Origin of the sequence: Kribbella qitaiheensis (assembly GCF_014217565.1) — a bacterium.
Taxonomy (GTDB): domain Bacteria; phylum Actinomycetota; class Actinomycetes; order Propionibacteriales; family Kribbellaceae; genus Kribbella; species Kribbella qitaiheensis_A.
The window spans coordinates 6,941,596-6,955,491 of sequence record NZ_CP043661.1 but is presented as its reverse complement, the minus strand read 5'-3'; the positions used below and the strand labels follow the sequence as shown (position 1 = coordinate 6,955,491).

The 13,896-nt window shown below is 69.4% G+C and carries 13 protein-coding genes, 1 pseudogene and 1 riboswitch; of the genes and pseudogenes, 8 read left to right on the top strand and 6 right to left on the bottom strand.

All coding sequences use genetic code 11. The features are described 5' to 3' along the window. The first annotated feature begins 22 nt into the window (after positions 1-22). The 6 genes and pseudogenes from F1D05_RS33105 (at position 23) to F1D05_RS33080 (ending at position 6,438) form a co-directional block, all read left to right on the top strand. Positions 23-1,213 carry an acyltransferase domain-containing protein gene (locus tag F1D05_RS33105; RefSeq protein ID WP_185444260.1) on the top strand — a complete coding sequence of 397 codons (1,191 nt, stop codon included), beginning with the start codon at positions 23-25 and terminating at the stop codon, positions 1,211-1,213. A 1-nt stretch (position 1,214) separates the two neighbouring features. Continuing rightward, positions 1,215-2,213, top strand: coding sequence for a beta-ketoacyl-ACP synthase III (locus F1D05_RS33100; protein ID WP_185444259.1), 999 nt, complete (start codon positions 1,215-1,217; stop codon positions 2,211-2,213). A gap of 74 nt (positions 2,214-2,287) precedes the next feature. After that, the gene (locus F1D05_RS33095) at positions 2,288-2,536 is read left to right on the top strand and encodes an acyl carrier protein (RefSeq protein WP_077017127.1); all 249 of its coding nucleotides are present in this window, start codon (positions 2,288-2,290) and stop codon (positions 2,534-2,536) included. 154 nt (positions 2,537-2,690) lie between these two features. After that, a pseudogene (locus tag F1D05_RS33090) lies at positions 2,691-3,927 on the top strand (beta-ketoacyl-[acyl-carrier-protein] synthase family protein). A gap of 88 nt (positions 3,928-4,015) precedes the next feature. After that, positions 4,016-5,440: an acyl-CoA carboxylase subunit beta gene (locus F1D05_RS33085; protein WP_185444258.1), complete on the top strand. Its 1,425-nt coding sequence runs from the start codon at positions 4,016-4,018 to the stop codon at positions 5,438-5,440. 128 nt (positions 5,441-5,568) lie between these two features. Beyond that, on the top strand, positions 5,569-6,438 hold the full coding sequence (locus F1D05_RS33080) for a hypothetical protein (RefSeq protein WP_185444257.1): 870 nt from the start codon (positions 5,569-5,571) through the stop codon (positions 6,436-6,438). 353 nt (positions 6,439-6,791) lie between these two features. On the opposite strand, the gene F1D05_RS33075 is transcribed toward F1D05_RS33080, so the two are convergent. Then, the gene (locus tag F1D05_RS33075; protein ID WP_185444256.1) at positions 6,792-7,289 is read right to left on the bottom strand and encodes a DUF3145 domain-containing protein; all 498 of its coding nucleotides are present in this window, start codon (positions 7,287-7,289) and stop codon (positions 6,792-6,794) included. A 225-nt stretch (positions 7,290-7,514) separates the two neighbouring features. On the opposite strand from F1D05_RS33075, the gene F1D05_RS33070 reads away from it, so the two are divergent. Further along, the gene (locus F1D05_RS33070) at positions 7,515-8,399 is read left to right on the top strand and encodes a haloalkane dehalogenase (protein WP_185444255.1); all 885 of its coding nucleotides are present in this window, start codon (positions 7,515-7,517) and stop codon (positions 8,397-8,399) included. A 34-nt stretch (positions 8,400-8,433) separates the two neighbouring features. On the opposite strand, the gene F1D05_RS33065 is transcribed toward F1D05_RS33070, so the two are convergent. From F1D05_RS33065 to F1D05_RS33055, 3 genes are all read right to left on the bottom strand, one after another. Next, positions 8,434-9,213, bottom strand: a complete 780-nt coding sequence (locus tag F1D05_RS33065; protein WP_246486166.1) for a VWA domain-containing protein — start codon at positions 9,211-9,213, stop codon at positions 8,434-8,436. 174 nt (positions 9,214-9,387) lie between these two features. Next, positions 9,388-10,347, bottom strand: a complete 960-nt coding sequence (locus tag F1D05_RS33060; RefSeq protein ID WP_185444254.1) for a DUF58 domain-containing protein — start codon at positions 10,345-10,347, stop codon at positions 9,388-9,390. Between the two features lie 29 nt (positions 10,348-10,376). Continuing rightward, a complete protein-coding gene (locus F1D05_RS33055) occupies positions 10,377-11,411 on the bottom strand; it encodes an AAA family ATPase (protein ID WP_185444253.1) in 1,035 nt (344 codons plus the stop codon). A gap of 233 nt (positions 11,412-11,644) precedes the next feature. Here F1D05_RS33055 and F1D05_RS33050 point away from each other — a divergent pair, with 233 nt between their 5' ends. Further along, entirely contained in the window at positions 11,645-12,529 is an 885-nt protein-coding gene (locus F1D05_RS33050) for a hypothetical protein (RefSeq protein WP_185444252.1), read from the top strand. A 13-nt stretch (positions 12,530-12,542) separates the two neighbouring features. On the opposite strand, the gene F1D05_RS33045 is transcribed toward F1D05_RS33050, so the two are convergent. Continuing rightward, positions 12,543-12,803 (bottom strand): CBU_0592 family membrane protein, encoded by a 261-nt coding sequence (locus F1D05_RS33045; protein WP_185444251.1) that lies wholly within the window; start codon positions 12,801-12,803, stop codon positions 12,543-12,545. 19 nt (positions 12,804-12,822) lie between these two features. After that, a riboswitch (guanidine-III (ykkC-III) riboswitch) is annotated at positions 12,823-12,889 on the bottom strand. Positions 12,890-12,898: 9 nt separating this feature from the next. Then, entirely contained in the window at positions 12,899-13,810 is a 912-nt protein-coding gene (locus F1D05_RS33040) for an aldo/keto reductase (protein WP_185444250.1), read from the bottom strand. Between the last annotated feature and the right edge of the window lie 86 nt (positions 13,811-13,896).

Below are 13,896 nucleotides of genomic sequence, written 5' to 3'. Positions count from 1 at the left end.
TCGGCTCAGGGAGAGTTGTCACGTGCTCGTCATCGTCGCGCCCGGACAGGGCGCTCAGTCCCCAGGTTTCCTCGAGCCATGGCTCGAGGATCCCGCCTTCGAGAACCGGCTGCACTGGCTGTCCGCGGTCGCCGGGCTCGACCTCGCCCACTACGGCACCAAGGCCGACGCGGACACCATCCGCGACACCGCGATCGCGCAGCCGCTGCTGGTCGCGTCGAGCATGCTGGCCGCCCTGGCTGTCTTCCCGCACCCGTCCGACGCGCACGCCCAGATGGGCGCCGTCACCGGCCACAGCGTCGGTGAGATCGCGGCCGCGGTCGGCGCCGGCGTGATCAGCGCCGAGCAGGCGATGGTGCTGGTCCGCGAGCGCGGCAAGGCGATGGCCGCCGCGGCCGCGCAGACCGCGACTTCGATGACCGCGGTGCTCGGTGGCGACCGCGACGAGGTGCTGGCGAAGATCGCCGAGCACGGCCTGACCGCTGCCAACGACAACGGTCCCGGCCAGATCGTCGCGGCCGGCACTGTCGAGGAGCTCGCGGCCTTCCAGGCGGACCCGCCCGCGAAGAGCCGGCTGATCCCGCTCTCGGTGGCCGGCGCGTTCCACACCCGGCACATGGAGCCGGCCGTCGACACGCTGGCCGGCTACGCCCGCTCGATCACCACCCACGACCCCCGCTCGCGGCTGATCTCGAACCGCGACGGCCAGATCGTGCACGACGGCCAGGACGTACTGCGCCGCCTCGTCCAGCAGGTCAACTCGCCGGTCCGCTGGGACCTGTGCATGCAGACGATGGCCGACCTGCAGGTCACCGGCATCCTGGAGATGCCGCCGGCCGGCACCCTGACCGGGATCGCCAAGCGCGCCCTGAAGGGCGTCGAGACGTTCGCCCTGAAGACGCCGGACCAACTGGACGACGCCCGCGCGTTCGTCGACAAGCACGGCAGCCCTTCCGAGATCGACGCGTCGCCGACCTGGCGGCTGCTGGTCGCGCCGATGAAGGGCACGTTCACCCGCGAGGGTCAGACGCAACGCGAGCCGGGCGATGTCGTCGCGGCCGGAGAGGTGGTGGCGAGGGTGTTGAGCCTGCGTGACGAGCTGGAGGTTCGCTCCCCACACGGCGGCATCGTGGTCGAGTGGCTGGTGGAAGAGGGCGACCCGGTCGCCCCCGGCCAGCCGCTGGTCCGGCTGCACCCGAGCGCGGGGAACTGACATGCCCGGCCAGATCAACGAATCCGTCGGTACCAACCACGCCGCGATCCTCGGCCTCGGCTCGTACCGGCCGCGCCGGGTGGTCCCGAACGCGGAGATCCTCGAGCAGATCGACTCCAGCGACGAGTGGATCCAGACCCGTTCCGGGATCAAGGAACGCCGCTGGGCCGACCCGGACGAGACCATCCTGATGATGTCGACGCACGCCGCCAAGGCCGCGCTGGCCGAGTCGGGGATCGACCCGGCCCAGATCGGCTGCGTCGTCGTCGCGACCGTCACGCACCTCTACCAGACCCCGGCGATCGCGACCCAGCTCGCTGTCGCGGTCGGCGCACCGACGGCCGCCGCCTTCGACCTGTCGGCTGCCTGTGCCGGGTTCTGCTACGGCATCGCGATGGCCAACGACCTCGTCCGCGGCGGCAGCGCGAAGTACGTGCTGGTGATCGGTGTCGAGCGGCTCAGCGACATCACCGACCGGACCGACCGCGGTACGGCGTTCATCTTCGCCGACGGCGCCGGCGCTGCCGTTGTCGGTCCTTCGGACGAGGCGGGCATCGGCCCGGTCGTCTGGGGTTCCGACGGCACCCAGCACCAGGTGATCAGCCAGAAGGAGTCCTGGGCGGAGGCGGCCGGCAGCTACCAGTGGCCGCACCTGACGATGGACGGCAACCCGGTCTTCCGGTGGGCCTCGTTCGAGATGGCCAAGGCGGCACAGCAGGCACTCGACGTGGCCGGTGTGAAGGCCGAGGACCTCGACCTGTTCATCCCGCACCAGGCGAACATGCGGATCACCGACGCGATGCGCCGGACGCTGAAGCTGCCCGAGACGGTCAAGGTCGCCCGCGACATCCAGCGGCAGGGCAACACGTCCGCCGCTTCGATCCCGCTGGCGATCGCGACCATGCGCGAGGAGGGGGAAGCCAACAGTGGCGACCTCGCCCTGATCATCGGCTTCGGCGCGGGCCTGGTCTACGCCGCCCAGGTGATCCGGCTCCCCTAACAAAGATGTCCGGGACGGCTCAGGTGGCCGGCCCGGCGATTGTCAAAGCTCATTCCGAAAGGGAAAACACCAAGATGGCCAGCACCGAAGAGATCCGTTCCAACCTCGCCGAGATCGTCAACGAGATCGCGGGCATCCCGGTTGAGGACGTCCAGCTGGACAAGTCCTTCACCGACGACCTCGACGTCGACTCGCTCTCCATGGTCGAGGTCGTCGTGGCCGCCGAGGAGAAGTTCAGCGTGAAGATCCCCGACGACGAGGTCAAGAACCTGAAGACCGTCGGTGACGCCGTCGCGTTCATCGAGCGCGCCCAGAACGGCTGATCGAGTCCCATTCGATCTGTGCTGGCAGTTGTGCTGCTCACCGGGCCATGTGGTCCGGTGAGCCACCGCTCCCGGCGCCCTCCACCGGCCGGTACGCCGTACGCGTGGCCAACTCGCTCGACCCACAGCTCTCACGCCGAAGGATGAGGTAACCATGTCGAAGACCCGAGTCGTCATCACCGGGCTCGGAGCGTCGACCCCGGTCGGGGGCGACGTCACCAGTACCTGGGAGGCGCTGCTGGCCGGCAAGTCCGGCGCGAAGCTGCTGACCGCCGACTGGGTCGAAGAGCTGCCGGTGAAGATCGCCGCGCCGGCCGCCGTCGAGCCGACCGAGGTGATCGAGCGCGTCAAGGCCCGCCGGCTGGACCGCAACGCGCAGTTCGCCGTGGTCGCCGCTCGCGAGGCCTGGGCCCACTCCGGCCTGGCCGACGTCGAGCTGGACAAGACCCGACTCGGTGTCGCCATCGCCACCGGCATCGGCGGCCTGCTCACCACGCTGAACAACTACGACCTGCTGCAGAAGGGTCCCCGCCGCGTCTCGCCGCTGGCGATCCCGATGCTGATGCCGAACTCGGCCGCCGCGAACGTCGGCCTCGAGCTCGGCGCGCTGGCAGGCGTCCAGACTCCCGTCTCGGCCTGCGCCTCCAGCAACGAGGCCATCTCGCTGGCCGCGGACCAGATCCGGCTCGGCCGCGCCGACATCGTCGTCGCCGGTGGCGCCGAGGGTTCGATCACCGCGCTGCCGCTGGCCGCCTTCGGCCAGATGATGGCGCTCAGCAAGCGCAACGACGACCCCGAGCGCGCCTCCCGTCCGTGGGACGTGGACCGCGACGGCTTCCTGCTCGGCGAGGGCGCCGGCGTACTGGTGCTGGAGAGCTACGACCACGCGGTCGCCCGCGGCGCCAAGATCTACGCCGAGTTCGCCGGCGCCGGCATCACCGCCGACGGCCACGACATCGTGCAGCCCGACCCGACCGGCTCCGGCGCCGAGCGCGCGATGAAGCTGGCCCTGCGCGAAGGCGACCTGGCCACCGGCGACATCGTGCACATCAACGCGCACGCCACCTCGACGCCGGCCCGGCGACGTGGCCGAGGCGGTCGCGATCCGCAAGGCGCTCGGCAGTGCCACCGACCACGCGGTCGCCACCGCGCCGAAGTCGATGATCGGCCACCTGCTCGGCGCGGCCGGAGCGGTCGAGTCGATCGCCACCGTGCTCGCGCTGTACCACCGGGTGGTGCCGCCCACGATCAACCTCGACAAGCTGGACGACGGCGTACAGCTCGATGTCGCGACCGAGCCGCGCAAGCTCGCCGACGGCGACATCGCGGCGCTGAACAACTCGTTCGGCTTCGGCGGACACAACGTCGCGCTGGCCTTCAAGTCGGTCTGACGTAGCAAGTCAGTCCGACGTAGCAAATCTGACTAGGTCGTCCGAGGTCGCTTGATGCCGTAAGTCCGTCCGAGCTGGGAGAACCGCCATGACCACTGCACCCGTCAAGCCGGCGAAGCTGCCGCGCGAGCAGGACCCCCGCAATCCGGTCACCAGGCTCACCGCCCTGCTCGACCCCGGCACGCTCGAGCTGATCACCCCGGACGACCTGTCCGGCATGCTCGCCGTCCGCGGCACGATCAGTGGCGCGCCCGTGATCGCCTTCTGCTCCGACGCGACCGTGATGGGCGGGGCGATGGGCGACCAGGGCTGCGAGGTCGTGGTCAAGGCGTACCAGGTCGCCCGTCAGGAGGAGCTGCCGATCATCGGTCTGTGGCACTCCGGCGGCGCTCGGCTGGCCGAGGGCGTGCTGTCGCTGCACGCGGTCGGCAAGATCTTCTTCGAGATGACCCAGGCCTCGGGCAAGATCCCGCAGATCTCGGTCGTGCTCGGCCCGGCGGCCGGCGGCGCGGCGTACGGTCCGGCGCTGACCGACATCGTCATCCTCGGGCCGGAGGGACGCATCTTCGTGACCGGTCCGGACGTGGTCCGCTCGGTCACCGGTGAGGACGTCGACATGCTGCGTCTCGGCGGCCCCGAGCCGCACGGCCGGCGGTCCGGCGTCGTCCACATCACCACCGACTCCGAAGCGGCCGCGATCGAGAAGGCCCGGCAGTTGGCCGATCTGTTCGCGAACCAGGGCGACGTCTCCCCCGACGTACCGGACACCGACCTGTCCGGGTTGCTGCCGGAGTCGGCGAAACGCGCGTACGACGTCCATCCGCTGGTCGGCGGGGTGCTCGACGAGGAGTCCGGCGTCGAGCTGCACCAGCGGTGGGCGCCGAACATCGTCACGACTCTCGGCCGGCTCGGCGGCCGGACCGTCGGCGTGATCGCGAACAACCCGCTCCGGCTGGGCGGCTGCCTGGACGCGCTGTCGGCCGAGAAGGCGTCCCGTTTCGTGCGGATGTGCGACGCGTTCGGCGTGCCGATGGTCGTGCTCGTCGACGTGCCGGGGTATCTGCCGGGTGTCGGTCAGGAGTGGGACGGCGTCGTACGGCGTGGCGCCAAGCTGCTGCACGCTTTTGCCGAGTCGGTGGTGCCGCGGGTGACGCTGGTGACCCGGAAGACGTACGGCGGCGCCTATATCGCGATGAACGCGCGGTCGCTGGGAGCTACCCGGGTGTTCGCGTGGCCGCGGGCCGAGGTAGCCGTGATGGGCGCGGTCGCCGCGATCCGGATCCTGCACCGCCGCAAACTGGCTGACGTCGCGATCGAGCTCCGCCCGCAGGTCGAGGCCGAGCTCGCCGCCGAGCACGAGAAGATCGCCGGTGGGATCGAGCGGGCCCGCCAGATCGGCGTCGTCGACGAGGTCGTCGAGCCGAGCGTGACCCGGTCAGCCCTCGCCGCCGCCATCGCCACCGCCGAATCCGGCGGCCGAGTCCGCGGCCAGCACGGCAACATCCCGCTGTAGTCGTCACGGCGGTTCCCGAGGGAATCGTCGTCATTGCTTGAGGCGCCGGCGGTTCCCGAGGGAACCGCCGGCGCCTTCACGTGCGTCGACAAGGGGCTGCCTTTCACCTCACGGAGGAACAACCACCTATGCGCAAACCATTCGTCGCGGCGCTCGCCCTGGCCGCGATCGGCTCTGCCCTGACCGCACTGCCGGCCAGCGCTGCGATCGCCGACGTACCGGCTGACTGCGGTACCTACACCACCGCCTACCGCTCCGATGGTCAGCGGCTCGCCTACGGCTACGACGCCCGCAAGACCAGCATCACGTCGTACCCGGGCGACAAGCTCACCTGGGTGCCGTCAGCCTGGCAGCAGCTCGGCGGTGCCGGTGACGTCGACCTGTTCATCAGCAGTGAGCTCGCCGCGCATCCGACCGACGGCTACCTGTACGACGTCGAGCGGCGGGGCGAGCGGACCAACGGCGTTTGGAAGATGACCAAGAACACGGCCATCCGGATCACCGCCGGCTTCGGTGGCACCCGGATCCTCGCGAACGGGACCTACCTGTACCGCGTGGCCGGCACCTCGCTCTACCGCTACTCGGTGAGCTTCGTGAACGGCGAGTGGGTCCTGTCGGCACCGGTGACGCTGCGCTCCACCAGCTGGGACACGGTCAAGACGCTGACCTTCGAGCGCACCGAAGGAACCGGTAGCGCTGCGGTCGACGTACTGGTCGGCACCAAGACCAACGGTGAGCTGAAGGAGTGGCGGATCAACCTGGCCAACCCGTCGACGATCGGTTCGACAGTGCTGCAGTCGACCGGCTGGAGCGGGTTCAGCAGCCTCAGCACGGGCTACTGCCAGTCGCACCCGAACGGCCGCCCGCTGCTCGGCATCACCTCGGCCGGAGCAGCGTCGGTGTACTTCGACGCGAACCAGTCCGACCGGCTCGGCACCGACATCAAGGGCGGCTCACTCGGCTCCCTGGGCTGGACCGCCAAGTCCTACGGCCAGTAGCAGCAGCCCGACCGGACGCACTTCAGCGAGGACGACGCTTGGCGCAGGGGATGTGGCGGGCACCTGTGCGGTGGTGGCGCGTGATCTGCTGACGACCGCGGGTGGTTTCCACCTTCCCCGCAGAGCACGTTTCCTTTGCAGGGAAGGAGAAAGGGCGCGGACCGTGAGGTCCGCGCCCTTCTACGTGGTGCGGCCGCTGTTGTACGACAACCGGGGGTGTCCCGACACCCGGTGGCCACAGCGGCCACGGCTTTGTTTTCCCGCCCTGGCTCAACGTCTGACCCATAGCATCGTTCAAAAGTTCGTAAAAATCTGCCCCTTGGAAGCTTTCTTCTGAAGTTCTCAGGAAACTGTCAGACGACCTGATGGAGCCAGCGGACCGGAGCTCCGTCGCCGGCGTAGCGGAAGGGTTCGAGCTCGTCATCCCAAGGCCTGCCGAGCAAACGCTCGACCTCCTCGGTCAGGTCGGCCTCACCACTCGCGGCCTTCAGCATCGCGGCCTTCAGCCGCTCCTCCGGGACCATGATGTCGCCGTGTACGCCAGTGGTCGCGTGGAAGACACCCAGCGTCGGGGTGAACGAATACCGCTCGCCCTCGACCCCGTTGCTCGGCTCCTCGGTCACCTCGAACCGCAGCTTCTGCCAACCGCGCAGCGCAGACGCGAGCTTGGCCGCAGTACCGGCCTCAGCCTGCCACGACAGCTCGGCCCGGTAGCTCCCCTGAGCCGCGGGCTGCGGTGTCCAGTCAAGTTTCACGGGCACACCGAGTATGCCGCCCGCTGCCCACTCGACATGAGGGCACAACGCTGACGGCACCGTGTGGACGTAAAGCACGCCACGAGTTGTCGCCACCGGGACCTCCTGTGTTCGAGGGGCGCCTTCCCCAGCGTTCTCGAACACGGACTCGAAAGTCCGGCGACAGCAGGTACATCTTGCACCACCCACCCCTGCAACACCAGCAACCTCGCCGTGTCAACCACATCACCATCGTGTCGCAATCCGACACTCCCCGGTCCGCAATCACCGGCGTTCAGGCCCCTTGACTTGAAGTGAACCTGAGGTTCGAGGATTCCTCACATGCCTACTCTCGACGTTCTCGACTCGACCCTGTACTACGAAGAATCCGGCAGCGGTACGCCGATCGTCCTGCTGCATGGGAACCCGGCGTCATCACACGTCTGGCGCGGCGTGATCCCCGGGCTCGGTGCCGGCCGCTTGCTGGCCCCTGACCTGATCGGGATGGGCCGGTCCGGCAAGCCTGAGCTCGCCTACACGTTCGCCGACCACGCGCGATACCTCGATGCGTGGTTCGACGCGCTGGGACTCGACCAGGTCGTCCTGGTGGGCCACGACTGGGGTGGCGCGCTCGCCTTCGACTGGGCGGCCCGGCATCCGGACCGGGTGCTCGGGGTCGCGTTCCTGGAGACCATCGTCAAGCCACTCGCGTGGGAGGAGCTGTCGCCGCAGGCGCGAGAACGGTCCGAAATGGTGCTCAGCCCTGCGGGCGAGACGCGGCTGCTCGAGGAGGACACACTGGTCCGGATGGCGTTCACCGGCGCCGGAGTTCTGAACGCGGTGAGCGACGAGGACCTCGCTGTCTTCCTCGCGCCGTACCCGGACCGGGACAGTCGCCGGCCGCTACTCGCCTGGGCGCGCCAACTGCCGCTCGGTGGCGAACCGGCCGAACTGGTCGCCAGGATCGAGAGCTACGACCGCTGGCTCGCCACCAGCTCCGACGTCCCGAAGCTGCTGATGACGTTCGAGGGCTCGCCGACCTTGCTGATCACCGAGGAGGTCACCAAGTGGTGCGCGGCCTCCATCGCCTCGTTGGAGATCGTCGCCTGCGGCGAGGCCGGACACCATGCGGCGGAAGACCGCCCCAAGGAGATCGCCGCCGCCATCTCCTCCTGGGCCGACCGACACCACCTCCGCCACCAGAGGCCGTTACGTCCGAAGAGGTGAGGGGCAGGACCCACGCCTCTTCGGACGTAAGGGCTCAGGGGAAGCGCGAGGCGAGGGCTATGCAGGCACCGGCGGCTGCGAGGGTGAAGAGCATCGCGATGCCTGCGAAGCGGGAGGTTACTTCTTTGTCCACCTTGTCGTAGCCGACGGAGGAGCCGATGTCTTTGTAGACGTCTTCGAGCTCGCCTGCCGACTCGGCGGTGTAAGCCTCGCCGCCGCTGATTTCGGCGACGCTGCGGAGCTCGGCGCGGTCCGGGGGGACGCGCTGGCGGATGCCGTCCATCTCGATGAAGCCCGAGTCGGTGCCGAAGGTGATCGTGTAGACGGGCGTGTTCTTCGCCTTCGCCGCCTGCGCGCCTTCCTGCGCCGTCCGACCCACCGTGCGCTTCCCGTCCGACAGCATCACGATCCGAGCGGGCGCCGGGTCGTTCGGGTGTTCCGGGTCCGGCGGGACCTGGGTCAGCGCCTGCAACGAAGTGAAGATGCCCTCACCGGTAGCCGTCGACTCGGCCAACTCGAGCCCGTCGATGGATCGCATCACGGTCGCCCGGTCGGTCGTCGGCGGCACGATGATCGACGCCGTACCAGCGAAGTTGACGAGCGCGACGTTGAACTTGGCCGGCAGCGCGTTGACGAAGTTCTTGGCCGACTTCTTCGCCGCCTCGAGCCGGTTCGGGTCGACGTCGGTCGCCATCATCGACAGCGACACGTCGATCGCGACCACGATGGTCGCCCGCTCGCGCGGCACCTTCACCTCGGCCTTCGGCTGAGCAAAGGCCAGGATGCACGAAGCGGTCGCCAGCAACGCGAGCACGACGGCCAGATGCCGGCGCCACTGCGGGCCGGCGCGGCGCGACCCTGTCCAGCAACGCGATGTTGGTGAAACGCAGCGCGTACTGCGCTCGTCGGTGCTGCAGGAAGATGTACCCCGCGACGACGAGCGGGATGAACAGCAGGAACCACAATCTGGCCGGAGACAGGAACTCCATCAGCGAGCCACTCCCTTCGGCGGTTGATGGAGGCGCGGCGCCATTCGCCGGTAGGCGAGCACGAACCGCACGGTGTCGGCGACCCAGTCCCGGTCGGTCCGCAGAACGAGATGCCCAGCACCTACCCTACGCAGTGCGATCCTGGTTCGTTCCCGCTGCGCGAGCGCGGCCGCGGCGTACTGATCCCGGACCCGCTTCTTGCGGGTGTCGATCTCCCGGATCGCGCCGGTCTCGGGGTCGCCGATCATGACGACACCGATGTTCGGCAGTTCCAGCTCGCGCGGATCGATGATCTCCACCGCGAGCACCTGGTGCTGGGCGGTCAGCTTGCGCATCGCCCGCTCCCAGGACGGCTCCATCCGGCTGTCGACCTCGCCGTCCTCCGGGGTCAGGAAGTCCGACACGATCACCCGGAGGCCGCGTTTGCGTTGCGTCCGGGCCATCGAGTCCAGCGCTCCGGCGAGATCGCTGCGGGCCTGGACCTCACCGTTGTCCTGCTCGGCGAGCAACGCCCGGAGCAGACCGTAGAGCGCGAGCCGTCCGGACCGCGCCGGCCAGCGCCGCAGCGAGGAGTCGCGCAGCATCAGCCCGCCGAACCGGTCACCGAGCCGATGGGTCAGGAACCCGACCGTCGCGACCGCGGCGACCGCGAGCTCACGCTTCTCCAGCTGGGAGGTGCCGAAGTCCATCGACGCTGACAGGTCCACCAGCGCCCACGTCTCCAGCTCGCGGTCCGCGATCAGGTCGCGGACGTGCGGGACCGTGGTACGGGCGGTGACGGCCCAGTCCATCCGGCGGACGTCGTCGCCGACCTGGTACTCGCGGGCCTCGGCCAGTTCGGTACCCGGACCGGGCAGCAGGCCGAGGTGTTCGCCGTGCAGGTAGCCCTCGAGCCGCCGGACGACTGTCAGCTCGAGCCGCCGCAACGCACGCTCGGGAGCGAGCTGCGAGATCGTCATCGCAACCCGCGGGTCCGGTCGGTTGGCCACTAGACGAACTCGGGCCGGCCGTTGCCGTCGTTGCCGTCGCGCCAGACCGGCTGCGGCGGCGGCACGGTGGCCAGAATCCGCTCGATCACGGCCCGCGGGTCGATGTTGTCCGCGACCGCGTCGAAGGTCAGGCCCATCCGGTGCCCCATCACGTCGAGCGCGACGGTCTGGACGTCACTCGGCAGCAGGTAGTCGCGCCCGTGGATCAGCGCGAGGGCCCGGCCGGCCGAGACCAGACCAAGTGTGGCTCGCGGGCTGACCCCGAGCTCGATGATCGGCTCCAGGTCGGGCAGGTGGAAGTCGGACGGCGTACGGGTCGCCATCACCAGGCGTACGGCGTACTCAGCGACGAGGTTGTGCACGAAGACCTGCTCGGCCGAGCGCTGCAGCTCCATGATCGTCTCGGGCTTGAGCACCTGCCGCGCCTGCGGCGGGTCGACGCTCATCCGGCGGAGGATCTCGAACTCCTCGTGCCCGCGCGGGTGCGGCACATCGATCTTGACCAGGAACCGGTCCCGCTGCGCCTCGGGCAGCGGGTAGACGCCCTCGGACTCGATCGGGTTCTGGGTCGCGATCACGATGAAGGGCTTCGGCATCGGGAAGGTCTGGCCGCCGATCGACACCTGCCGCTCGGCCATCAGCTCCAGCATCGCCGACTGCACCTTGGCCGGCGCCCGGTTGACCTCGTCGGCAAGGACGAAGTTCACGAAGGTCGGGCCGAGCTCGATGTCGAACGCTTCGCGGGTCTGCCGGTAGATCCGGGTGCCGACGATGTCGGAGGGCACCAGGTCAGGAGTGAACTGGATCCGGGCGAACGAGCCGCCGACCACCGATGCGAAGGTCCGTACGGCGAGCGTCTTGGCGACACCCGGCACCCCCTCGAGCAGGCAATGACCCTTGGCCAGCAGGGAGACCATCAGCGTCTCGACCATGTGCTCCTGGCCCACGATGACGCGTTTGACCTCGTTGATGGCCTCGCTCACCAAGTGGGACTGCTGGGCGACTGACCCAGCGGGCACAGTGGTTTCGGTCATGCCTGTCCTTCCGGGGTCCAACGCGGACCTTGTTTGCTCGCGAACTGCCGCCATTCCATCAGATCGCCGGGTCCGCGCACGACCGCGCCCCGCCCGAACCTCTCCCCATCCTCCCCACCCACCCAAATCCGCAACCCCGCACGCCGTACCGGGCGGGCTACGCGACAGTGCATATGCTGACCCACCCCACCACCCCGGTCAGGTGCTACCAACCGTCTGGAAGGATTGAGCCGATGACCGCGACCGACTCCCGACCCGACGCGCCGCCGGCTGGACCACCATCAGGTCCCCCGGCCGGGCCGCCGTCCGGCGTTCCGGCGCGGGTACTCCCGGACGGCCTGCCGCTGCTGCCCGAGGATCCGCCCCGGGTCGGGGACTTCTGGTTGCGCACCAGGCTGGGCGCGAACGCGGCCGGCTACCTGTATGCGGCCAGCGACGAGACCGGCCGGTCCGCGGTGGTCGCGATGATGACCGAGGGCTCCGCCGACGACGCCGCCGCGCGGGACCGGTTCGTGACCGCGGTCGACGAACTGCCCGAGGAAGCGGTGCTCGCGCACAACGACACCGACGACGACGATCTGGCGCTCTGGGTGGCGCTCGGCCCGATCCGCGAGGACGACGGCTCCAGCTCCGCGACGGACGAGCGCCTGATCGCGGAGCGCCGCGGCGAGGAAGTGCTGTCCGCCGTACTGATGGACCGGGTCCCGCAGCTCGGCCGGTTCCGCGGCCCGGACTTCCGGCACCACTGGGAGAACCGTCGCCGACCGGGTCTGTTCCGGATCTGGCCGTTGCCCTGGCCCGCCGTACTGCGGCCCGCGTCGCGACTCGCGCTCGGACTGGCGTTGCTGACGATGGCCATCATCATGGCGCTCGCGATGTTCATCGCCTGGCTGCTGTTCAGGAACGCACCTGAGATCGACCCGGGTCCGGTGATCCCGACTGCTCCGGCGCCGACCACCGTGACGGTGACTCCGACCACGCCACCGCCGGGAACCGGTTCGCCGACCACCAGCCCGACTTCGCCGGGAAGCCCGGTCAGCCCGGGCAGCCCGTCCGTCCCGATCCCCACCGGAAGCCCCGGCGGCAGCAGCACTCCGGCCCCCGGCGACCGGTTCTAGCCGTCTGCCGGTTCTAGCCCTCTGCTGGTGCGGCCGGCCGTGCCAGCATCACGCGAAGCAGGCCGATCAGGCTGACCACGGCCCAACTGCCCTCCAGCAGCAGGAATCCCCAGGAACTCTGCACTCCCGCGATCGCGGCGAGCACGGCGGAGCCGAGCAGGTTGAGGGTCAGATAGGTGCGACTGTGCGATCCCAACCGGCCGGCCTGAGATGCGGCGAAGGCCACCAGGATCGCGATCGCGCCGGCGATTTCGAGAAGGTCCACGACATGCATGACCCTGCCCCTCCAGGGGCGGGCGTCGTCTTTGCCGGGCCGGGTACGGCGCCATCTCGTCCGGGGGCCCGCGAGCGCGGGTACCTCTGCGTAGTTTAGCTGACGGTGAGTAGCTTCCGGAGTTCCTGGTCGGCCCAGAGCGAGGCCGGTACGGGCTGCCGGACGAGAGCCGCGTCGGCGCGGATCTCGGCCGGGCTCGCGGCACCGATCAGCACCGAGGTGACGGCGGGATGCCGGCTCGGGAAGGCGAGCGCGACCTGCGGCAGCGATACGCCGTACGCCTCGCAGACGGCCGCGATCCGGCGGGCCCGGACGTTGGCGACAGCCACGTTCGCGCTCTTGGAGCGGTCGATCTGCAGCACTTCCGGCGTCAGTACGCCGGACACGATCGCTGCCACCTCGCGCGCCTTGCAGCGATCGAGCAGCGGGAGGGCGGATTGGTCGAGCAGCGAATACTGCCCGGCCAGCAGGACGGTGTCGACCTCGGTGGCGCGGACGAAACGGTCCAGCTGTTGCCAGTCGTCCATGGCCGCGCCGATCGCGTGCAGAACGCCTTGGCGGCGAAGCTCGTGCAGCACCGGATAGGCCTCGTCGATCGCCTGTTGCCAGTCCTCCCCCGGGTCCTGGATGAAGGCGATGTCGATCGAGTCCAGTCGAAGCCGCTCCAGACTCTCGGTGAGCGACTGCCTGATCCCGGCGGCGGAGAAGTCCACTCGCAGCCCCCGGCCGGTAACGATTCCACCAACCTTGGTCGAGACGAGGTATTCGCCGCGCGGGTGCCGGGCGAGCGCAGTACCGAAGCGCCGTTCGGACACGCCCAGCCCGTACGCCGGGGAGGTGTCGAAGAACCGGATCCCGGCGCCGTAGGCGGCGTCGATCGTGCTGGTGGCCCGGGCATCCCCGTCCGGCGCGGGCAGATTGCCGATCGGCGATCCGCCCAGTCCGAACCGCGGCGGCCGGAACTTCCGCGTGACGCGACCGGGAGGCGCATGGCTTGGTGCGGTCATCGGCGCCTCCCCTGCTGATCCCGTGTCACTTACCAGGATCAGGGTTGTGCGACGACCTCGCATCTCGAACCGACGATGCAGGGATG

Bases quoted from the DNA above. Each gene is read 5' to 3' on its own strand.
- F1D05_RS33070 (WP_185444255.1), top strand. From the start codon at position 7,515: ATGCCTACTCTCGACGTTCTCGACTCGACCCTGTACTACGAAGAATCC.
- F1D05_RS33085 (WP_185444258.1), top strand. From the start codon at position 4,016: ATGACCACTGCACCCGTCAAGCCGGCGAAGCTGCCGCGCGAGCAGGAC.
- F1D05_RS33055 (WP_185444253.1), bottom strand. From the start codon at position 11,411: ATGACCGAAACCACTGTGCCCGCTGGGTCAGTCGCCCAGCAGTCCCAC.
- F1D05_RS33045 (WP_185444251.1), bottom strand. From the start codon at position 12,803: ATGCATGTCGTGGACCTTCTCGAAATCGCCGGCGCGATCGCGATCCTG.
- F1D05_RS33040 (WP_185444250.1), bottom strand. From the start codon at position 13,810: ATGACCGCACCAAGCCATGCGCCTCCCGGTCGCGTCACGCGGAAGTTC.
- F1D05_RS33050 (WP_185444252.1), top strand. From the start codon at position 11,645: ATGACCGCGACCGACTCCCGACCCGACGCGCCGCCGGCTGGACCACCA.
- F1D05_RS33060 (WP_185444254.1), bottom strand. From the start codon at position 10,347: ATGACGATCTCGCAGCTCGCTCCCGAGCGTGCGTTGCGGCGGCTCGAG.
- F1D05_RS33080 (WP_185444257.1), top strand. From the start codon at position 5,569: ATGCGCAAACCATTCGTCGCGGCGCTCGCCCTGGCCGCGATCGGCTCT.
- F1D05_RS33095 (WP_077017127.1), top strand. From the start codon at position 2,288: ATGGCCAGCACCGAAGAGATCCGTTCCAACCTCGCCGAGATCGTCAAC.
- F1D05_RS33100 (WP_185444259.1), top strand. From the start codon at position 1,215: ATGCCCGGCCAGATCAACGAATCCGTCGGTACCAACCACGCCGCGATC.